Genomic DNA, 20,480 nt, shown 5'->3' with positions numbered 1-20,480 from the left:
ACGTGCGCCAACACGTCCTTGCTTAAAGTTTCATGATTGTTTGCTTGCGCCAACAAGCTTACAACCGAGTTTAATCTTAATAATTAGTACAAAACTATGAAAAAAAAGCGAGAATCGAGTTTTCTCGGCAGGAGAAAAATGCAAATTACTTTTTTGAAAATGAGAGTGACAGTGTTATTACTTTTGATGAGCGTTCTGCAAAGTATGGCAGGAGCGTATTCCCAGACAGCGAAATATGATATTTCCGTGACGGGGGGAAAGTTGGAGAGTGTATTCAAGATGATAGAACAGAAGGGGGAATTTACTTTTCTGTACTCTATCGAGGATGTGGAGCGTATTTCAGCTATTGATATTAACGTGAAGCAAGCAGATTTGAGAGAAGTGTTGGATATCTGTCTGGCTAAAACGAAATTGACTTACGAGATTAACGGACGTCTGATCGTGATTCGGGCGAAGGACGAGGAGCCGGAAGATAAAATGTTAGTCATTAAGGGTAGCGTGAAAGATAAAAACGGAGAGCCCTTACCCGGCGTGACAATTATCGAAAAGGGAACGAGTGTTGGGGTGGCTTCTAACGTGAAGGGTGAATTTACTTTCACGACCACAAAGCGAGATAGTGTCACATTGCTATTCTCGTTCGTGGGAATGAAAATGAAACAAGTGGTATGGCACGGGCAGAAAGAGTTGAACGTGGTGTTGGAAGAGGACGCCCGTGAGATGGATGAAGTGGTTGTAACCGGTTACCAAACTGTCAAGAAATCCAATATGGCAGGCTCCGTGAGCACGATTAGCGCGGATGAATTGGTATTGAACGGAACGCAGTCATTGGAACAGGCATTACAGGGGAAGCTACCGGGTTTGGTCATCACCAATCAAGACGGTTTGGTGGGAACCCGCCAGAAAGTGCGTGTCCGCGGTACTTCTACTCTTTTGGGTAGCCAAGAGCCGGTTTGGGTGGTTGACGGAATTATTCAGCAAGACCCGCTTCCGTTTAAGACAGAGGAGTTTACTTTGTTCGGAAACAATCAGGATAATATTGATGTGATCCGTAATTTCGTGGGTAGTGCCATTGCTTGGTTGAACCCGTCCGATATTCAGGATATAACCGTGTTGAAAGATGCTTCAGCGACAGCTATTTACGGTGTGAAGGCGGCGAACGGTGTAATTGTGATCACGACGAAGAGAGGGCAGCAAGGAAGATTGTCGCTTAATTATAGCGGCAACTTTTCGGTCGGCTCCAAAGTGACCTATGATAAGATGAATCTGATGAATTCCAAGGAGCGTATGGATGTGTCGAAAGAGATTTTCGAGAGAGGTTTGGTGGGAAGTCAGGCATTGACTTCCGTGGGATTCGAGGGGCTTATGCAACTTTATTTGCAGGAAAAAATCACTTATGCCCAGTTTAACGAGGGGGTGAAAAAATTGGAGGTTACGAATACGGATTGGTTCGATCTTTTATTCGAGAACCCGTTTAGCCATAAGCATAACCTGAGTATTTCGGGAGGAAGTGAAAAGACTTCATATTATGCATCTTTCGGTATCACGAAGAATAACGGAACCGCCAAGGGAAATGATTCGGAGAGTTATTCGGGAAACGTGAGTTTGAACACGTTGTTGTGGGATAAACTTCAAATAAATGCCGGACTGGCGGGAAATGTATCTAAAACAAGCGGTTTCAATAAAGTAGCGCCTTACACTTACGCGTCAACCACCAGCCGGGTGATTGAGGCTTATGATGATCAGGGTGAATATTTTTACTATACGGCTCGTAACGGTCGCAAATACAATGTGCTGAACGAGTTGGAAAATACCGGAAATGAAAATACGACAAATTCTATTAATGCGAATTTGCAAGTGACTTTAGAAATCTTGAAAGGATTGAAATTCGAGTCCACTTTCGGGTACGGTTATTCGTCTTCTTACGGGGAAGCGTACGCTACCGAATACTCGAATTATATCGCTAACATTCGCGGATACGAGTTCGGTCAATACCTGTCTTCGGATTTGGAATACAAGATGTCAAGTTTGCCTCATGGCGGCGAATTGTCTATTAACGAGAATAGAAGATCAAACTACACGTGGAGAAATCAATTTTCATACGTGAAGAACTTCGGTACTCATTTGATTACCGCCATGGCGGGGCAAGAGGTGACGAGCACGAAGTACGACGGAGTGTCGCAAACACTTTATGGTTATATACCGGGACGCGGTAAGATTGTGGTAAATCCTCCTCTGACGATACAGAATACTATGGGAGATCTGCGAGAGAATACGCTTTATAACCAAATGTCCACGAAAATCTCGGATAGCAAGGTGAACACGCTTTCTTTTTATAGTGCTTTCACGTACACGTATGACGAACGGTACGTGTTGAATGCCAGTATCCGTACGGATGCCTCCAATCGTTTCGGGCAGGATAAAAGTGCCCGTTATCAACCGGTATGGTCTGTCGGTTTGAGATGGAACATGGGACGCGAGCATTTCCTTGAAGGACAAGATACACTCAACGAATTCAGTATCCGTGCTTCCTACGGGTTCCAAGGAAACGTGAGTGAAGGTGCAGGACCGGATTTGATAGCTTATATACCGGACGGTTCCGGTGGAATCAGTAATGCCACGGGTGAATACCTGATGAAAATCAAGAGTTTACCGAATCCGAAATTGAAATGGGAAAAGAATAAGACGACGGATTTGGGGGTAGATTTCGTGTTCTGGAAGAATAAGATTTCCGGTTCTTTCGAGTATTACTGGAAGAGAGGAGAAGATATTATCGTGATGAAAGAGGTGCCGTTGGAAAATGGAGTTGCCAATATGCCGATGAACGGGGGAACAATGAAAAATTCCGGTTGGGAACTTAGTTTGAGTTTTGCGCCCGTGCGGACGAAGGATTTCGTGTGGTCAGTGAGTTTCAACACGTCGAAGAACTACAATAAGTTGACGAGCGAGTTGGCAGCAAACGAAAGCTGGCAGGTGGCAAAGTCCGGGTCATTACACAAGAAAGGGTATCCGGTATCCGGTTTTTGGGCTTTTGAATTTGCCGGACTTTCGGCAGAGAACGGGAATCCCGAATTTAATCTGAGTGGAATGGAAAACAATATTCTGGCAGAAACGGATGCGACGCAATATATGAAATATATGGGTAAACTGGATCCGGATTTATCGGCGGGATTGTCGACTTCTTTCCGTTACAAAACGTTGACCTTGTCGGCATCGTTTAACGTACAGTTGGGTGGGAAAAAGTTTTTGGCACCGATGTTCGATTCGGATATGACCAACACGACGCCGAATGAATATAATAATCTGCCGAAAGACCTCGTGAAGAGATGGAGAAAGCCGGGTGACGAGAAGACGACCAATATCCCTTCGTTGCCGGAGTATAGAAGAGCCACGATAGAATTGCCTTCCGGTTCGGATTTGCTTTACCGGATGTACAATTTCTCGGATATCCGGGTTGCCAAGGCTTCTTTCCTGAGATGTAATAATATTTCGTTGGATTACAATCTCCCCTCATCGCTGGTTTCGAAGTTTGCCCAGAATGTAGGTTTGTCTTTTTCCGTTTCCAATCCGTTCATTATCGTGAGCAAGGATTTCAAGGGAAAAGACCCGGAAGTAGCCACAGGTTCACAGCCTATAAGCCAGAACTATACGTTTAGTGTAAGAATGAGTTTTTAATAAATGAAAAGAGAGTATGAAGTATAAAATAATTATATGGGGTGTGCTACTCGTGTTTGGTTTAAGCGGTTGTAGCGATTTCTTGGAAGAGACAAGTCAGGACGAGATTCGCCCGACGACGGTGGACGATTTGATTCAATTGATGACTGGTGAGGTTTATCCGATGAATTCTTTTGAATGTCCTTATCTGGAACTATTGACTGATAATGCCAAATGTAACGGGATGCAGAATCAGGATCAATATAGAAGTATACTGGAGAATGGTCGTTTGATATTTTCATGGGACGAGAAAATGTATGAAGATCTGGTTAATCTGAACGGGATGAACTCGTGGGCGAAGTTCTACACGAGAATTATGGGTTGTAATACCGTGTTGGAATATCTGGATCGTGTGAAAGGGGAGCAGGCAATGAAAGAGAATGTGCGGGGACAGGCGTTGGTGATGAGGGCGTGGAGTTATTTTTTTCTCGTGAATCTCTATGGATTGCCTTACACGGTGGGTGATCCTAAAGTAAATCCGGGAGTTCCCTTGAAGCTGACGATGGAGGTTGATGACCGTTATTTTACCCGTTCTTCCGTGTTCGAGGTGTACGAGCAAATCGAGGGTGATTTGTTGACAGGCATTAAATTGATGGATGAAAACCGGCAGAACGTGACTTTATACAAGGCTTCGCCCTTGATGGCGAAAGCGCTTTTGTCCCGCGTGTATTTATACATGGGAAAATGGGATGAAGCAGCGGCGTACGCGACGGAAGTATTGAACGAAAAGCCTGTGTTGACATCATTGGCGCAAGGAGCGGATTGGGATTATTATACTTTCACGCGACTCTTCGATTTGGATGTTAGCACAGAGGTATTATGGATTTACGAGAGCCAACAGGCAGTCCTTACTTTCTTCACTTATGGAGGTTTTGGTTATCGTCCCGCTTTTACCATGTCGGATGAGTTGGTGGCTTTGTTCGAGGAGGATGACTTGAGATTAATTTCCGAGCACGAGAGGGGAATAGACTACACGACCTATCAGACTTATTATTGTTTCGGTTACAAGGGAACGGGTACGGACAAGGGGTCAAAAGGGATTCGCACGGGCGAAGTGTATTTGAACCGGGCGGAAGCAAATATACAGAAGTACATGGAAACGCGTGATAACAGTTACCGCACGGCAGCTTTAGCCGATTTGAATACTTTGCGAGCGAGTCGCTATAACATTTTGGAAGCGGTATATGTCAATATTGAAGACCGGGCGGAGCTGGATGTATCGACGCCGGAGAACCTGTATAAATTCTATCAAGATGAGAGGCGTAGGGAGTTGGATTTCGAAGACCATCGTTGGTTTGATTTACGCCGGATGGGAATGCCTCGTATCGAACATAAATTCTTCGTCGAGTCGGAGAATGATGCTCGGGTTTTCGTGTTGGAAGCTAATTCCCCGTGGTATGTATTGCCTATCCCGAAGGAGGCAAGCGACCGTAATCCCTATTTACAACAGAATCCTCGTTAGTTGTCGAATTTTAAACAGAGCGTGTTATGAATAAAATAATAGGATATTTACTTTTAAGTTTTACAATAAGTATGTTCGCTTGTAATGACGAGCATAAGTTGAGCCCTTCCGAAGGGGATGTGTACGGTTATTTTGTACCGCAGGGTGAACATGATTATGATGATAAAATTGTTGACTGGAAGAATCGTTACAACATTTTCGCTTTGTACAAATGGAGTCCGAGAGATTTGTATTGGTCCCCGACGAAGTGGAATGAGGCGAAAGAGGATACCGATGAGAATGGTTATTCTTGGATAACAGGTTATTATGGAGAACAAGCAGACGAGAAGTACGTGGGACAACAATTGGATTTGATAGAGGAATTATTTCTGTCTTTCTATCCGGATTCCACTTTACAACGGTGTTTGCCTTTAAAGATGTTGTTATGCAAAGAATTAGAGCAAATTGATGGTTACGGGGAACGTCGGAAACTAAATATATACAGTAGCTTTGATCTTTTGGCATTTAACTGGGGGTCGGAGCGAATACTGTCTTTGTCATCCGGGGAGAAGGCTGAAATGAAGTTGGATATAAATTTGACCTTCTTGTTGAGATTGAAGAGTAACGATAAGATACCGGCATCGACGGAATTTTACAGTTATAGCAATTACGATACGGATATGACTTATGGTAACTATTACGAACGTGGTTTTGTCATGTATGATAATAATGATAAAACGAACACGGATTGGCGGCATTATCTGGAAGCGATACTCTTCACGTCGTATGATGATTTGACTCGTGAAGTAGAGGCTTCGGATGAATCCTTCCATGGTATACTGAATGACCGTAAAGACAAGTATGGATTAATTAGAAAAAAATACACGGCGATTATAAATCATTTCAAGGAATATGGAATTGATTTGCAGAAGATAGGCGACGCTGCTATCAATTGATTATAATTATGGGCTGTCCCGAGTATCGGACAGCCCATAAATAATAAAACTGACATATGTTGAGATTGGGAATAATGCTTCTTTTTTGGGGAAGTACGATATCTGTTTTTGCACAAACGGGATTCAGACTATCGGGTAAATTGCGTATGTTGAATCCCACGGAGATTCGGGTAGAAACGATAAACGGAGAATCCTTGTTAGCGGTTCAAGTCCCTCGAGATGGGGTATTTGCGACTGACGTCATGGATATAAAACCGGATTTGTATATCCTATGGATCGGGACTACGCGACAGGCGGTATACCTAACGAATACCGAAGTTTCGATTAAAGGATATTACGATGAGATGAAACCGGAGAACAGTTCTTTGAGTTTTTCCGGGATTGACGATTTCTTGGAATTGTTGAAATGGATGCCTGCGGAGAAAAGCCAAAAAAAGAAAACGATCAATCCGGAAGTAAAAGGGCGTTTACGGGGAACGATGTACAGTGCGTTGGCATATCTGTCCGAAATAGAGGCGTATGAACCGAACCAAATGTTGCTGGAACAAATCACGGGGGAAGATCGGGATGCTTTGACCGTGCAATGGTTGACGAAACGGGTGGATAGTCTGGCTCGATTTGCGGTAGGGGCACAAGCCTTCGATTTTAATTATGTAGATCCGGAAGGTAATATGGTTCGTTTAAGTGACTTTCGGGGGAAACTGGTGTTAATTGATTTCTGGGCTTCATGGTGCGGTTCTTGTAGGCATGAGATGAAAAGCCTTTTGCCGATCTATAACGATTTGAAAGGGGAGGATCTGGTATTTATCAGTATCTCGCTCGATAAACGGGAAAAGGATTGGCGGAAGATGTTGGAAATGGAGAATTTGCCTTGGGTAATGCTTTGGAATAAAGAGGGGTTCACGATTGGCGATGCCCCGAACGAGCTTCAAAAAGCCTATGGCTTCTATGGTATACCTTTTATCCTTCTGGTAGACAAAGAGGGTAAAATCCTTAAGCGCGGCTTACGGGGAGAGCAAGTAAGAGAGGCAATTTTAAAAGCCAGATGGGAATGATTTTAGATTTTTGATTCCAGCCGCACGAGTAACTTTATATTTTTTTCGTATTGTATAACATGATAAATTCTGTAGATGATGAAAAAGTATTTTTTATTACTTGCGATCGGGTTGTATGCTTGTGTTGCGAGTGCACAACTGATAAAACAGGAAAGCCAGTCCCCGAAGAAACAAGCGGATCTGGATTGGTACAATTGTTCTTTCGAGGAAGACGGGGTGTACGGGGCAGAGATAAATAAAGCTTATGAATTTCTGAAAGGAAAGAAAATAAAGAAAAGACCGATAGTTGCGTTGATCGGAAGCGGGTTAGATGTGGAGCACGAGGATTTGCGGCAGGCTATCTGGGTAAACCCGAAAGAAAAGGCGGACGGTAAGGATAACGACAAGAATGGTTTGGCGGATGATATTAACGGTTGGAACTTCTTGGGCGGTCAGGACGGGCAAGTCATGGAAATACTGATGCGGGAGGGTGATCGGGAATTTCTGCGTCTGAAAGATAAATACGGGGATTATATCACGAGCAACGGGGAATTTTTCAAGATAATGGACGGGAAAAGAGTTAAAGTTCCGGCGCCGGAGAACTTGTCCGAGTATTCTTATTATAAGAATGTGGTTATGCCCGAATCCCAACTTGCCCGAATCTATGGCGGGTGGAATATGGCTTATGTTATAGAGGAATACGGGCAAAAGTTTAAAGAGGAATTGAATGCGAAATTTCCCGGACGGAAGATCTCGTTACAGGAATTTCAGACTTGTTATGACCCGAATGCACCACAAGATACGTTAAGAGATGTTACATTCACGCTTATTGCCACGGCATTCCAGCTATATAAAACCGATGACATTGATCTCGTGTACAAAACATTCGTGGAAACCAGTGTTGCCCGAAGTAAAGAATCCTACGAGGAAGCGTTGAAAGATTACGGTTATGATGGTCGTAAGGATGTTGTCGGTGACGATTATTTGGATATAAACGATAACAAATACGGCAACAGCGTGTTGCTGACATCCGATGCGGGTGCTGGGACGATGCAGGCGGGTATTATCGGAGGAAAAAGAGGTAACGGCTTAGGCGGTGACGGTATCATGGATGAGGCGGAAATCATGACATTGCGCGTATCTGCTTCGGGCGGAGAGCCGTACATCAAAGATATGGTGTTAGCCATCCGTTACGCGGTGGATCACGGTGCTGACGTGATCGTGTTACCTCAACAGAACACGTTGTATCCCGACGGGCAGAAGGCGTGGATGAGCAAGGCTTTGCGCTATGCTGAAAGCAAAGGAGTATTGGTGATTGTACCCGCGTGGGAATTATCTCAGGATCTGGCAAAACAGACGTTTTACCCGAACCGTCGGATGACCGGCGACAAGGAATTGACAAACCTCATGATCGTCAGCTCCTCGGACAAGGAGGGGAACCCGTCGTTGAACGCGAACTACGGGGCAAAGGAACTGGATTTATTTGCTCCGGGTATCGATATATACTCTACCTATACAGGTGATACATACCAAACGGGAAGCGGTGGCGGTCTGGCGTCAGCGTCCGTGGCGGGGGTGGCAGCTTTGATTAAGGCTTATTACCCGGAATTGTCGGGCTCTCAAGTACGTGATATATTGTTACAAAACGTAACATCCAGAAAGGGGGCAGAGGTAGAGAAAGGGATTCAAGTCGGTGGGAAACAGGCACAGGATTTATTCCTTTTCGATGATTTGTGCTTGTCGGGCGGAGTACTGAACGCTTACCGTGCCCTTGTGGCTGCCGATAAATGGAGTAAATAATTTATGATTTCAATATGAGGATAAGAAATAAGATAATCTTTTCATGGCTGTTTTTTATGATCATATATCCGGTGGCGGCACAGCAATATAAGGCTGTGCTGCCCTACCGGGTAATCGGGGGTAAAATGATCGTGGATATGGTAATGAACGGAACGCCTCGCTCTTTTATTTTTGATACGGGCGGGCGTACGGCTTTGACCGGAGAGATATGCGAGGAATTGGGATTGGTCGTGGTAGATTCTTTACAGGTAACGGACGTGAACAGTAACGTGGCAGCCTATCCGATTGTGGCAATTGAAAGTTTGCTCACTTCCGACGAGAAAATCAATTTCAGAAACGTGCCGGCGATGAAATTGCCGGAACCCTCGCCCTTCGAGTGTTTCCGTGCCGACGGGTTAATCGGTAGCGATTTGCTCGGGCGTATGATTGTCGAGATTGACGGGAAGGCGAAAACGGTCACGCTCACTTCTGCCGAGCGGGCTTCTGCGATATCATTGCGGAAAATGATTCCTTTCACGCGGTCGGGTATACCGGTTATAGCGTTGCAGGCAGGTGCGGGAAATAACATCGTCTGTTTGTTTGATACCGGATGTCCCGGCTTTTTTTCGTTGAAAGACACGGATTTCGAGGCATTGCAATCCGCTGCTGCGTTTGATATTCTGGCGGAAGGATACGGGGAAGGTTCCATCGGGGTTGCTGGAATGGCTGCCGCTAATGTATCCCGTCGTGTATGTTTTCCTCTGTTGTCCGTGGGAGGTACGAAATTTAGAAACGTGAGTGCCGAAACATCTACGCCGCCCTTTACTTTGTTAGGTATTAAATTGTTGGATTACGGTAACGTCACGCTCGATTATCCGCGTGCCCGCTTTTATTTTGAAGCTTATGAGCCGGAAAACGATCTGGAGAGCAAACATTATAACGTGGCGTTGCGGGTAAAAGAGGGCGAGTTGATCGTGTCTGTCGTGTGGGGCGATATGAAAGGCGTGGTCGAGGTCGGTGACAAAGTCACGAAGATCAACGGGAAGCCCGTGGGGAAATACGATTTCTGCGAGAGTATTATTAACGGGATTCCCGAGTTAAAAACGAAAAAGAAAACCAAGCTGGCGATACAGACCCGACAAGGGGAGAGAATAATCGTTTATCAAAAGGAATAGCGTATGCGGAATATTAAAATATTACTTGTGTTTCTCAGCATCGCGTGTTTATATTTAAATGGGAACGCGCAGCAAAATACGAAACGGGTATGTGACACGATTCATTACGAGTTCATCCGCGAGAAAATCATTATTCCCGTGACGGTAAACGGGGTGACCGTGAAATATATCGTGGACACGGGCGGGCAGACAGGCACGGTGAGAGAGTACGCTGCGGAAATGAAAGCGATGCAAGGGATGGGTGTCCGCGGGGTTTCAGACGTGAACGGGATGAGCCTTTCTTACGAGGAAGCCGTTTTAAAGGACGTGCAGTTAAGCCCGAATTATAAATTGGCTCAGATGAAGAGTATCATTTTCCCGCCGAACGGTTTCTTTCGTGAACTCGGGGTTGCTGGCATACTCGGGAGCGACGCTTTCGCGCAAGCGGTTGTCACCTTTGATGCCCGGAACAAGATAATGATCATCAACTACCCATACCGTCCCGCGGGGTTGAAGATTACGGACGGTGTGCCGTTTTACCCGGGTGGTGCCAATCACTCGATCGTGGATGTTGATTTCGGGGGAATCACCCGCCGTGTGTTATTCGATACCGGTGCCAGCGGATTGTTATCGCTTTCCGCCGATGATTACACCGGGTTAAAAGACAATGCGGGCAACTGTTTGTTGGGAACGGCTAACGGGATAAAAAACGTCGGTATAGGCGGCTTTGACTTGAAGAATACCGCGGAAATGAGTAAGGTCAGAATCAACGAGGTCAACTTTACGGGAAAGAAATTCACGAACATGGAGAGCGTCACGATCAAAATGGGAATGTCTTTGTTGGGAGTGGAGATGTTGCAATATGGCAAAGTGGTGATAGATTATGCCCGTGACCGTTTTTACTTTTTCCCTTATGAAGATACGATCGAAGATTTGTCCGGCAGGTTAAAAACTTGGAACGTGGGGATATTGCCCGTGGGAGGCCATTTCGAGATTACGACGGTATGGAACAGCGTGCGGGAACAGGTTGCGTTGGGAGATCATGTTATTCGGGTAGACGGGAAAGATTTGTCCGGGTTGAAACAAAGTCAGTTTGAGATAGATGCTTTGCTCGATGCTATTGAAGGGGACAGCACCGAAATCGTAATCTTGAAGGACGGTAAAGAAAAGAAAGTTGAAATTAGAAAATTCTAAGACCTATGAAAAGTAAAATATTTATGTCGTTGGCAATCGTGTTACTCCCGTTATTGACGTTTGCCCAATCCAAAAATACCGCAACTGAGGTAAGGGATTATCGGGAAACGGACGGTAAAATCATTATCGAAATGGTCGTCAACGGTGAGCGGGCGGATTTCGTGCTGGACTTGTCCGGTCATAATGCCATCTTACCGGAATATGCCGAAAAATTCCATATAGATACCGCCTCGAAAGGTGATTTCCGTTACGATACATTTTTGTACAAAAAAGTCCCCACTGCCGGAAGCGTTTCCATCGGCACGATGGCTTTCGGGAACAACGTGTTCGGGAACAATGTATCGGCTTTCGTGTTGGAAGAGCAACCTTATTTGCGGAAACTTGGAGTGGCGGGAATAATCGGGGGTGCGTTGTTCCAAAATGTCGTGCTGACAATCGACAGCAAGCGGAAGAAGATCACGACCTCCGTACCTTACCGTCCCTCGTACATGAAATTGGATCATCGGGCGGATATGCACACGCTGCCGGGAAGTGTGGCTATATTCCCCGTAACCCTTGACAGTACTGCTTTGTCGTTAGTATTTGATACTTGGAACAATGGAATGTTCACGTTGACTCCTGCCGATTATACCAAAATAAACGGTACGACCGGAAGTTCCGCCGAATTGTTCAACAGTTACGCAGAAGCCGTGACCACGAATGACACGAAGTTGGCAAAGAAGTGTACTTTCGTGAAGAATGATTTTTCGGACGTACTCGTGACGGAAAATAAGGATTTGCCCCGTTCCGTGTTGGGAACCGGAATATTAAAAGAGGGGATTATTTCTATTGATTTTCAAAAACAGAAGGTGTATTTCCAATCTTTTGATTTGGCGGAAGTGAAGGATGAGGTACAATCCGGGGCGGAAGTAACGGTAGAAGCGGGCAAACTGAACCCGATCACCCGTGATTATTTTCTCGAACACGTGTATGATTACCGTGTAGGGAAAGAGTTCGTGTTCAAGGGCGACAAGCCTGTCGTGATTGATTTCTGGGCGACGTGGTGCGGGCCTTGTATGCGATTGATTCCCGAATTGGAAAAGATGGCGGAGAAATATAAGGATAAAGTTATATTCTTGAAAGTGAACGCCGATCAAGAGAAGGAATTGTGCAGTATGTTTAATATAGTGGCACTGCCGACTTTGTTTTTTATCCCTGTCGGGGGTAAACCGATTATAGAAACGGGTGCTTTACCGGAAAAATACGAGAAGATTATTCAAGAACAGTTATTGAAGTAGGTGATGTCTAATTGTTCACACCAGACTTACGCATGCAAAGTTTGCATGGATTGGGGGTTATGTCTGTAATAGGCATAGCTCCTTTTTTAATTGAGTCCCGTTTCCCCCTGTTTTAAGTATTCGAACGGGCAATACTTGAGGAGTAATGTGGTCGCACGTTTGTTATAGATACAGTGTAGAAACGCTTCGGGGTATATCTACAACGGAGCAATAACGATAGAACACTGGGTGAAGGTGCTTACTTTAAGAGAGAGATGACCTTTATGTTTGGGATTCTTCTTTTTATCAGAATTCGGACAGAATTTGAAGAGAACCCGTTGAAGTCCCGAGTCAAACACGTATTACCTTCGAATCACTCCCGTATCAAAGGCGCTTTATTTGAATAATAGTTCTATAAAACAAAAAAAGCAGCCAAGAAATTGACTGCTATCCCTGAGCTGTTATCGGGATTTGAACCCGAGACCTCTTCCTTACCAAGGAAGTGCTCTACCCCTGAGCTACAACAGCAACTGAAAGAACTTTACTTTCTTGAGCCTCTTGTCGGATTCGAACCAACGACCCCGAGATTACAAATCACGTGCTCTGGCCAGCTGAGCTAAAGAGGCGTTTCCAAAAAGGGTAAGCTGACTATGTCGCACCGCTACAACCATCTACCCTTGCTGCCTTCCGACCCTGGGGGAGTTCGACAGGAGCTGGTCGCATAGGACTTACCCAGGCACAAAAGTACAAAAATCTTCTCAGCTACCAAATGTTTTCAACCTTTTTTGTACAGGAAAATATAGAGGAGAATTTAATATATTGGCTAATAGTTGATTATTTGGAGATGTATTTTATTGTTGTTATATAAAAATAGGGATTTATGTAACCTAAAGTGTGAAATTCGGGTATAAATAGTGACAATTGAAAGCATTTATTAAGGACTAAACGATCCAAACGAACGTATGCAAACAGAAAATAACATGACAGGGGCGGAGTTTCTCTCGGATTTGAATGTATTATTATCCACTAACGTGGGATTGAACAAAAACGTGAAACAAGCTTTAAGGAGATTGGGTGAATACGAGAGAGCCGATCAGGTGTATATCGTGAGTATTAACCATGATATGACTTTCACGATATCGGAGGAGTGGACGAAAAACGGTGAATCCGTGTTCCCGGAAACGGACGAAAAGAGAAGTTTCTACTATGACCGGAAACTCGAGCGGGAGTTGGAAAGGGATAATTATATATATATACGGGATGTAAACGAGGTGACAAACGAGGGGTTAAAGAATATCATGCATGCCATGCAGGTACGGTGCGCGATATTTTTACCGTTATATATATCGAGTCATCTTTTCTCGTTTTTATGCTTGAGCCGATGTCATGACGAGGAGCCGTGGACAAAGGAGGAGATTGATTTTTTGATTCAGGTGGCATCTGTACTGTCGGGCGCGTTGGAGAAAGAGTTGATATTGCGCAAGCTGGTGAAACATCACGCTCTTTATCAGGATTTTATCGAGAATCGGGTGGACTACATTTTGAGGCTTAACAGGCATCTGCATATCAGTTTTTCCAACAAGACCTTTTACTCGTTATTCGGTGACAGCCCGGATGATGTTATCGGGTGCAGGATAGGGGATTTGATGACGGAAATGGATATCTCTTCCAAGCAGTTGGAGGCGGTGACAAAACATACCGATACCTTGTTGACCTTCCATGCCCAATTGGTGCGACGTGACGAGGTTGTGTTTATCGAGTGGTACGCTTATCCCGTGCGATTGGGGCGGGAGCATATCGAGATTCATTTGATCGGGCATAACGTGACCAAATACAGGGAGGCGGAGAACGAGTTGAATTTATTGAAGACGGAGTTGCAAACTTTTTCCGAATCCATGTTTCCCATGTGGAAATCTATCCATGAGGGGATTACGTGCAACGCGGATGAAAAGGATGAGTTGACGGGTAAGGCGGAGGTATTTAATCAGCTCTACAAGGAACTTTTGTCAAAAATTGGTTATAAATTTGCGGCGCATGCATATAGATCATAGCGAATACACGATACTTTTGGCGGATGATTCCATCTCGAATCTGGAGAAAATGAAGAGTCTGCTTGCCGGGGAGAATTTCAAGTTGATAACCACTCTGGAGGCGGACGAGGTATTTTTACTCGCTAAATTGAGGATGCCGGACTTGATCATTGTCCGCCTCGGGTTGGAAGACGGCAAAGGTATTGTTGTCGTGCGTCAATTGAAAGAGAGTACTTTAACCAAGCATATCCCGATACTTTATATGACGCTTCCCAACCGGCACGAGGATTTTCGAAAAGTGGCGGATTACGAGGAAGTGGAATTTATTTCCCGTCCGCTGAGTAAAAAAGAGTTGATGCTGCGTATAAACAATCAGTTGCTTTTACTGGAATCTCAGCGAATTATTGCCTGTCAGAACGAGAAAATTCAAAATGCGGTACGTTCCAAAGAGAAATTGTATTCGGTTATTGCGCATGATTTGCGCGCCCCGATCGGGACGTTGAAAATGATTCTCGAGGCGATAGATCACCAGAAAGAGAAAATTCCGGATTCCAATATCAAGCATCTGATCAAGATGTTGCAGGAAACAACGGACGAGGCGTATTTGTTGCTGGAAAACCTGTTGCTGTGGAGCAATAGCCGGAACGGGGTATTGAAACCTGTTTTGCAGACGTTCTCTTTTTCCGAGGCAGCCAAAGATGTCGTGATATTGCAGGAAAATATCGCCGAGGCCAAAGGGATCAAAGTGTACAATCACTTGGATAAAGCTTTTCCGGTTCATGCCGATCTGAACATGATGAAAACCGTGTTGCGCAATTTACTGTCAAACGCGATAAAATTCAGTTACACGGGCGGGGAAATAAACATTGACGGGGAGGAAAAGGACGGGTATCTGATCGTGTCCGTGCGAGATAAAGGGCAAGGAATAAGTGAAGAGCATCAACGGGATCTGTTCGCGGACGGCTTGCATTTCATTTCTTACGGGACTCAAAAAGAGAAGGGTAGCGGGTTAGGACTGCAACTTTGCAAGGATTTCGTGAAAATGAACCACGGGAAGATATGGTTTAACTCGAAGGAGGGGAAAGGAACAACATTTTATTTTTCCATTCCCGTGTCCGGTAAAGTCCCGAGTTAGGACACTTGTTGAAGTTGGCTCTTCCCGGATTTCAACGCTTTATACATTTTGAGCGCACCCCACGCGTCTGTCGCGGCGTAATGAACTTGGGCGGGTGTAAGTTTCGGGGCTTCCCAGTTGGACGTGCGTTGTCGTTTTGAAATCTTTACATGAAATATGATAGACATGAGTTTCGAGAAAGACATTTCCTCGATCTTGAACGCTTTGGCGAAAATCTGTAAGTCCAGAAAACTGGCAGGAGTAAAGTTCCCCAACTTTCTCAACCCCCGGATGTCGTCCCGTATGCCCACGCCTACTTTCGTGACCTCCTCGTTTGCCAGAAGTGCCTGCAATTCTTTCGGGAATCCGCACTTGTTCAAGCGGAATAGATACACCCGCTTATCTGTTGCCAACTGGAGCAAGCCGACTTGGTGCGTCACTCCTTTTTTGAATGCCGGTTTCGTCTCCGTGTCGAAACCGATGTAGGGATACGAGAGCAAATCTTCCACGGCCGTTTGAACCTTATTCTCGTGATCTATCACGACGATTTCTCCGTCAAACGTGAAGAGCGGTAACTCCTCTATCTCCTCCTCACTTATCTTTGTCTGGTATTCCATGTTTAGTATCTTGGATTTTATTGGGGTTCGCTCGTGTCGGTCACTTTGAAAATCGCCAGATGAATCGCTCTTAACACGCTGGCACAAGATTTACCCCAGTATAATTCAAAACTGTTATTTAACTGCCACAGGGCTTCCGCTATCACGTCGACCATGCCGCTGCGATAAGAGGAAATAAAATTCTTTAGATCTTGGTATATATCACAGAGCTTCTCCGATATCGAGTTCACGACGGGAGTTTCGCTGTATTGCATATTATCGTCAAAAACTTCAAGATACTCGTCATGTTCCCCGAGTATCCCGTGCAGGGACGCGAGCAGCATATTATAATCCTCTTCCGTCACCGCTTCGTCCAGCATACCCATTTCGTCACTCTCGCAATCCGGCAACAAACTCCCCTTCAAATAGATTAACGGGATAAATTTCTGCACTTTGGAGAGAAAATCATTTCTTTCTTCCTCTTGCGCGGATTCTAAATACCCGCAAAATTCCTTTGCCACGGCCACAAATTCAATGACCTCCTTGCTGTATCCCACGTGTTGTAAATCGTCCATAACGTTTTTTATTTTCTACCGCGAAATTACCAAATATCTTAGACTATACGTAAAAAGCAGACAAGTTTTTGGTAATTATGGTAAATTTTCCATGTAAAGAAAGTGCGGTTACGTCCATTAGCGAAGTAACCGCACCGAGACTAGCAACAATCTACATTCACTTTTTCCTAGTTGTGACACCGGGAATTCCCTCTCTCCTAATGCTAGCAATCTCCTTAGTTTCACCGTTTCATCTCACGTTCCCTCCGGTGAAATTGTACTATTGATACGCCCCGTGAGAAAAATCGTTTTAGATTTCCAGTTAAAAATAGATAAGAATATACGTGATGATACAAAAATAATTTCTATATTTGTCCCCGCATCCGGAAAGGTGCAGGAGTGGCTGAACTGGCACGCCTGGAAAGCGTGTAAACCTCTAAAGGGTTTCGGGGGTTCGAATCCCCCTCTCTCCGCTGAACGTGCTGGACAGAAATGGTCAGCAAACGGACAAAAAGCTACAAATCAATGATTTGTGGCTTTTTTTATTGCCCAAAAGTCCTGCTTCCAAGACTTCAAAAGTACGGTAAAAGACAAAGTTTCGTTACTAAATCGTTACCTATTCCCTGCCGGACAAAAACGGTAACGATTTGTCCACAAATGACCTGATAATGACTTGATTAGTCCATAGTCTGCATAACTCGAAAACGAGAGGTGAAAATTAATTTTGCAACTAAAAAAAGTGAGTTATGAAATCGACATTCAAGGTTCTTTTTTATTTGAAGAAAGGTTCTGAAAAGAAAAACGGCGAGGTTATGATTATGGCACGCATCACCATAGACGGCAAACTTTGCCAGTTCAGTACGAAACAGAGCATCCAGCCCGACAACTGGAACACGGCTGCGGGCAAAGCCAAAGGCAGGGATGCCGGGAGGATAAACGCCCTTTTGGACGACATACGTTCTTCCCTGAACACCATTTACCACGAAATGCAGCGGCGTGACAACTACGTGACCGCCGAGAAAGTGAAAAACGAGTTTTTAGGTCATAGCGAGAGCCACGAAACAATCCTTACCCTGTTCCAAAAGCACAATGACGATGTGAAGCAGCTTGTGGGCATATCCAAGACGATAGCGACCTACCGCAAGTATGAAGTGACCCGCCGCCACCTCGCCGAGTTCATCCGCAGCAAGTACAACGTATCGGACATATCCATAAAGGAGATTACCCCGATGTTCATTACCGATTTTGAGTTGTATTTGCGTACCGCCTGCAAGTGTGGCTACAACACCACCGCCAAGTTCATGCAGTTCTTCAAGCGCATCATCATCATTGCCCGCAACAACGGCATACTGGTGGGTGACCCGTTCGCCAGCTACAAAATCCGGCTGGAGAAAGTGGACAGGGGTTATCTGACAGAGGACGAAATAAAAATCATCCTTAAAAAGAAAATGGTTTCCGAGCGGCTGGAACACGTCAGGGACTTGTTCGTCTTTGCCTGCTTCACCGGGCTTGCCTATATAGATGTAGCCGGGCTTACGCAAGATAATATATGCAAATCCTTTGACGGCAACCTTTGGATAATGACAAAGCGGCAAAAGACGAATACGGACGTTAATGTTCCCCTGCTGGATATTCCCAAGATGATTTTGAAGAAGTACAAGGGCAAGTTACCGAACGGCAAGATACTTCCCGTAATCAGCAATCAGAAACTAAATGCGTACCTGAAAGAGATTGCCGATGTATGCGGTATTAAAAAGAACTTGACATTTCACCTTGCGAGGCACACTTTCGCAACGACTACCACGCTGTCAAAGGGCGTACCCATTGAAACGGTGTCCAAGATGCTGGGACACACCAATATCGAAACGACCCAAATTTACGCCCGCATCACCAACAGCAAGATAGGCAGTGATATGCAGGGGCTTGACAAGAAGTTTGTCGGCATCGAGAAGATTTACAAGGAAGTCGCCATGTGAATTTTCAGTTACCTATATACCGTTGGTAACAAAACAGGTAACGATTTCGGTAACGAAATTCCACCTAACAAGCTATATCCCAACAAAGTACATTCTTCCACCTTGCGGGTAGTCCACCGACTACCCGCATTTTTTATATCCTTTTCCAACTGGCACATTCCCCGAAACGCCAGCCGTGCGTGGCATGGCTGACTGTATTCCGTGAAAAGAGCCGTTGGAAACCCGCACAAGCGTACCGCAAGATAAACTTGCCATACCCTTGCCTTTCCCGCCCGCATGGAGTGTTCCCTAAAAGACGAAAGGGAACAGGCACTTTTCCCCTGTTTCCCTATCTGTAAATCTTCCTCATTATGCAGTCCCCCAGCCGGGACAGTCGTTTTTATCATTTCAATAGGCAAAGGTAGCTACGGGGGCTTTTGGCTCTGCAAATTGGGTTTCATCGAAAAAAATTGTTCCAGCTTCCCGTTGGTCGGAAAAAATTTTTGTCGGAAAAATTTGCATAGCAAGACCCCTTCACAAACCAGCCTATGTGAAACGAAAACGACCGACCCGACCGGAAGACGCATAAAAAAAAAGTCGGATTTACGGGAAACAGGAAAAAAGTTCAGTGAAACTTCAACTCCCTCACCTCTCAAATCCGCATAAAATTAAAAACTTAAAAATTACAGCAATATGGAAGCAACGAAATTATCAGCAGCAAGCGTTTATGTAGGCACTTATGCCAAGTACAACAACGGTTCTTTGTTTGGGGCATGGCTCGACCTTTCGGACTACTCGGACAAGGAGGAATTTTACGAAGCCTGCCGGGAACTGCACAAGGACGAGGAAGATGCGGAATACATGTTTCAGGACTGGGAGAACGTGCCGGAGGGCTTAATCGGCGAAAGCTGGATTTCTGAAAACTTCTTCACCCTGCGTGATGCGGTGGAGGATTTGAGCGACACCGAGCAGGAAGCCTTTTTCGTGTGGTGCAACTACAAAAGCCATGATTTGAGCGAGGAAGATGCGGACGACCTTGTACGTGATTTCCGGGACGAGTATCAGGGGGAATATGACGATGAAGAAGATTTCGCCTATGAAATTATAGAAGAATGTTACGACCTGCCGGAGTTCGCAAAGACCTATTTCGATTATGAAAAGTTTGCCCGTGACCTGTTCATGTGCGATTACTGGTTTGATGACGGCTTTGTGTTCCGGGCGGCATAACAACCAATCCGGGCGGGGTGTCAAAGCCCTGCCCGCTAAAAACAACCAAGCGATGAAACGGAAAAGCATTTATAAAATCCTTTGGCGGGCGTTCCTGCTCTGCCTTGCATGGCGGTTCACCAGCGTAGCCGGAGCAGGCACGGCGATAACGGCATATATCGTATTTCGTGCCGCCTGTTTCCTGCTCCGTGTCTGCCTTTCAGCCCTTTATGCGCTGGGCATGGCTCTGCTTTTCCTGCTGTTGCTTTCTTTACTGATATTATAACGACCATTAAAAAAATAGAACATCATGCAGTCACTTAACAAAAACGGGGTAAGCATAACCCAAACACCGGGAGAAGAAAAGTTCGTGAAATGCTGTTTAGGGGCTTTCAGGGGACAAATTTATTATCAATATGACTACCGCCACACGGACGGCGAACTTTTCAGCACGGTAGCCAAAACGCTGGACGAGTGCCGCCGCAGGCGTGACGAATGGG

General features: G+C 45.2%; 17 protein-coding genes, 3 tRNA genes and 1 other RNA gene. 15 read left to right on the top strand and 6 right to left on the bottom strand.

Annotated features, from left to right (window positions below; all coding sequences use genetic code 11):
• The first annotated feature begins 96 nt into the window (after nt 1-96).
• The 8 genes from H8S64_RS13695 to H8S64_RS13660 all read left to right on the top strand — a co-directional run bounded on the left by H8S64_RS13695 (nt 97) and on the right by H8S64_RS13660 (nt 12,546).
• The gene (locus H8S64_RS13695; protein WP_186976690.1) at nt 97-3,672 is read left to right on the top strand and encodes a SusC/RagA family TonB-linked outer membrane protein; all 3,576 of its coding nucleotides are present in this window, start codon (nt 97-99) and stop codon (nt 3,670-3,672) included.
• Between the two features lie 16 nt (nt 3,673-3,688).
• Nucleotides 3,689-5,173: a RagB/SusD family nutrient uptake outer membrane protein gene (locus H8S64_RS13690; RefSeq protein ID WP_186976688.1), complete on the top strand. Its 1,485-nt coding sequence runs from the start codon at nt 3,689-3,691 to the stop codon at nt 5,171-5,173.
• Between the two features lie 26 nt (nt 5,174-5,199).
• Nucleotides 5,200-6,108, top strand: a complete 909-nt coding sequence (locus H8S64_RS13685; protein ID WP_186976686.1) for a hypothetical protein — start codon at nt 5,200-5,202, stop codon at nt 6,106-6,108.
• 56 nt (nt 6,109-6,164) lie between these two features.
• Nucleotides 6,165-7,163, top strand: coding sequence for a TlpA family protein disulfide reductase (locus tag H8S64_RS13680; RefSeq protein WP_186976684.1), 999 nt, complete (start codon nt 6,165-6,167; stop codon nt 7,161-7,163).
• A 78-nt stretch (nt 7,164-7,241) separates the two neighbouring features.
• A complete protein-coding gene (locus H8S64_RS13675) occupies nt 7,242-8,942 on the top strand; it encodes a S8 family serine peptidase (RefSeq protein ID WP_186976682.1) in 1,701 nt (566 codons plus the stop codon).
• Between the two features lie 14 nt (nt 8,943-8,956).
• Nucleotides 8,957-10,096 carry a retropepsin-like aspartic protease gene (locus H8S64_RS13670; RefSeq protein ID WP_186976680.1) on the top strand — a complete coding sequence of 380 codons (1,140 nt, stop codon included), beginning with the start codon at nt 8,957-8,959 and terminating at the stop codon, nt 10,094-10,096.
• A 3-nt stretch (nt 10,097-10,099) separates the two neighbouring features.
• Nucleotides 10,100-11,269: an aspartyl protease family protein gene (locus tag H8S64_RS13665; protein WP_186976678.1), complete on the top strand. Its 1,170-nt coding sequence runs from the start codon at nt 10,100-10,102 to the stop codon at nt 11,267-11,269.
• Between the two features lie 5 nt (nt 11,270-11,274).
• Nucleotides 11,275-12,546, top strand: a complete 1,272-nt coding sequence (locus H8S64_RS13660) for a thioredoxin domain-containing protein (RefSeq protein ID WP_186976676.1) — start codon at nt 11,275-11,277, stop codon at nt 12,544-12,546.
• A 435-nt stretch (nt 12,547-12,981) separates the two neighbouring features.
• On the opposite strand, the gene H8S64_RS13655 is transcribed toward H8S64_RS13660, so the two are convergent.
• From H8S64_RS13655 to ffs, 3 genes are all read right to left on the bottom strand, one after another.
• Nucleotides 12,982-13,053, bottom strand: a tRNA-Thr gene (locus tag H8S64_RS13655).
• A 24-nt stretch (nt 13,054-13,077) separates the two neighbouring features.
• A tRNA-Thr gene (locus H8S64_RS13650) sits at nt 13,078-13,151 on the bottom strand.
• 8 nt (nt 13,152-13,159) lie between these two features.
• Nucleotides 13,160-13,259, bottom strand: an RNA gene (gene ffs, locus H8S64_RS13645) — signal recognition particle sRNA small type.
• A gap of 228 nt (nt 13,260-13,487) precedes the next feature.
• Here ffs and H8S64_RS13640 point away from each other — a divergent pair.
• Both H8S64_RS13640 and H8S64_RS13635 read left to right on the top strand, forming a co-directional pair.
• The gene (locus tag H8S64_RS13640; RefSeq protein WP_186976674.1) at nt 13,488-14,576 is read left to right on the top strand and encodes a PAS domain-containing protein; all 1,089 of its coding nucleotides are present in this window, start codon (nt 13,488-13,490) and stop codon (nt 14,574-14,576) included.
• Complete coding sequence (locus H8S64_RS13635) at nt 14,560-15,690, top strand: hybrid sensor histidine kinase/response regulator (RefSeq protein ID WP_186976672.1); 1,131 nt, start codon at nt 14,560-14,562, stop codon at nt 15,688-15,690. Before H8S64_RS13640 ends, H8S64_RS13635 begins: the two co-directional genes overlap by 17 nt.
• On the opposite strand, the gene H8S64_RS13630 is transcribed toward H8S64_RS13635, so the two are convergent.
• Together H8S64_RS13630 and H8S64_RS13625 are read right to left on the bottom strand one after the other, a co-directional pair.
• Nucleotides 15,687-16,286, bottom strand: coding sequence for a 3'-5' exonuclease (locus H8S64_RS13630; RefSeq protein WP_186976670.1), 600 nt, complete (start codon nt 16,284-16,286; stop codon nt 15,687-15,689). The genes H8S64_RS13635 and H8S64_RS13630 overlap by 4 nt on opposite strands.
• 17 nt (nt 16,287-16,303) lie before the next feature.
• Nucleotides 16,304-16,840, bottom strand: a complete 537-nt coding sequence (locus H8S64_RS13625) for a DUF5063 domain-containing protein (RefSeq protein WP_099290502.1) — start codon at nt 16,838-16,840, stop codon at nt 16,304-16,306.
• 364 nt (nt 16,841-17,204) lie between these two features.
• On the opposite strand from H8S64_RS13625, the gene H8S64_RS13620 reads away from it, so the two are divergent.
• Nucleotides 17,205-17,292: transfer RNA gene (locus H8S64_RS13620), tRNA-Ser, on the top strand.
• Between the two features lie 273 nt (nt 17,293-17,565).
• On the top strand, nt 17,566-18,795 hold the full coding sequence (locus H8S64_RS13615; protein ID WP_186976668.1) for a site-specific integrase: 1,230 nt from the start codon (nt 17,566-17,568) through the stop codon (nt 18,793-18,795).
• A gap of 8 nt (nt 18,796-18,803) precedes the next feature.
• On the opposite strand, the gene H8S64_RS13610 is transcribed toward H8S64_RS13615, so the two are convergent.
• Entirely contained in the window at nt 18,804-19,181 is a 378-nt protein-coding gene (locus tag H8S64_RS13610) for a hypothetical protein (protein WP_186977163.1), read from the bottom strand.
• Nucleotides 19,182-19,467: 286 nt separating this feature from the next.
• On the opposite strand from H8S64_RS13610, the gene H8S64_RS13605 reads away from it, so the two are divergent.
• The 3 genes from H8S64_RS13605 to H8S64_RS13595 all read left to right on the top strand — a co-directional run.
• Complete coding sequence (locus H8S64_RS13605) at nt 19,468-20,001, top strand: antirestriction protein ArdA (protein ID WP_016276719.1); 534 nt, start codon at nt 19,468-19,470, stop codon at nt 19,999-20,001.
• Nucleotides 20,002-20,053: 52 nt separating this feature from the next.
• The gene (locus H8S64_RS13600) at nt 20,054-20,266 is read left to right on the top strand and encodes a hypothetical protein (RefSeq protein ID WP_016276718.1); all 213 of its coding nucleotides are present in this window, start codon (nt 20,054-20,056) and stop codon (nt 20,264-20,266) included.
• A gap of 24 nt (nt 20,267-20,290) precedes the next feature.
• On the top strand, nt 20,291-20,480 hold a 190-nt coding region (locus tag H8S64_RS13595), incomplete at its 3' end, for a DUF3873 domain-containing protein (RefSeq protein ID WP_186976666.1).

It is taken from the genome of Butyricimonas hominis (assembly GCF_014287455.1).
Lineage (GTDB): Bacteria > Bacteroidota > Bacteroidia > Bacteroidales > Marinifilaceae > Butyricimonas > Butyricimonas muris.
Note: the sequence above shows the minus strand (reverse complement) of the source record. Positions and strands in the feature narration are given on the sequence as shown.

Bases quoted from the DNA above. Each gene is read 5' to 3' on its own strand.
- H8S64_RS13695 (WP_186976690.1), top strand. From the start codon at position 97: ATGAAAAAAAAGCGAGAATCGAGTTTTCTCGGCAGGAGAAAAATGCAA.
- H8S64_RS13690 (WP_186976688.1), top strand. From the start codon at position 3,689: ATGAAGTATAAAATAATTATATGGGGTGTGCTACTCGTGTTTGGTTTA.
- H8S64_RS13685 (WP_186976686.1), top strand. From the start codon at position 5,200: ATGAATAAAATAATAGGATATTTACTTTTAAGTTTTACAATAAGTATG.
- H8S64_RS13680 (WP_186976684.1), top strand. From the start codon at position 6,165: ATGTTGAGATTGGGAATAATGCTTCTTTTTTGGGGAAGTACGATATCT.
- H8S64_RS13675 (WP_186976682.1), top strand. From the start codon at position 7,242: ATGAAAAAGTATTTTTTATTACTTGCGATCGGGTTGTATGCTTGTGTT.
- H8S64_RS13670 (WP_186976680.1), top strand. From the start codon at position 8,957: ATGAGGATAAGAAATAAGATAATCTTTTCATGGCTGTTTTTTATGATC.
- H8S64_RS13665 (WP_186976678.1), top strand. From the start codon at position 10,100: ATGCGGAATATTAAAATATTACTTGTGTTTCTCAGCATCGCGTGTTTA.
- H8S64_RS13660 (WP_186976676.1), top strand. From the start codon at position 11,275: ATGAAAAGTAAAATATTTATGTCGTTGGCAATCGTGTTACTCCCGTTA.
- H8S64_RS13640 (WP_186976674.1), top strand. From the start codon at position 13,488: ATGCAAACAGAAAATAACATGACAGGGGCGGAGTTTCTCTCGGATTTG.
- H8S64_RS13635 (WP_186976672.1), top strand. From the start codon at position 14,560: ATGCATATAGATCATAGCGAATACACGATACTTTTGGCGGATGATTCC.
- H8S64_RS13630 (WP_186976670.1), bottom strand. From the start codon at position 16,286: ATGGAATACCAGACAAAGATAAGTGAGGAGGAGATAGAGGAGTTACCG.
- H8S64_RS13625 (WP_099290502.1), bottom strand. From the start codon at position 16,840: ATGGACGATTTACAACACGTGGGATACAGCAAGGAGGTCATTGAATTT.
- H8S64_RS13615 (WP_186976668.1), top strand. From the start codon at position 17,566: ATGAAATCGACATTCAAGGTTCTTTTTTATTTGAAGAAAGGTTCTGAA.
- H8S64_RS13610 (WP_186977163.1), bottom strand. From the start codon at position 19,181: ATGATAAAAACGACTGTCCCGGCTGGGGGACTGCATAATGAGGAAGAT.
- H8S64_RS13605 (WP_016276719.1), top strand. From the start codon at position 19,468: ATGGAAGCAACGAAATTATCAGCAGCAAGCGTTTATGTAGGCACTTAT.
- H8S64_RS13600 (WP_016276718.1), top strand. From the start codon at position 20,054: ATGAAACGGAAAAGCATTTATAAAATCCTTTGGCGGGCGTTCCTGCTC.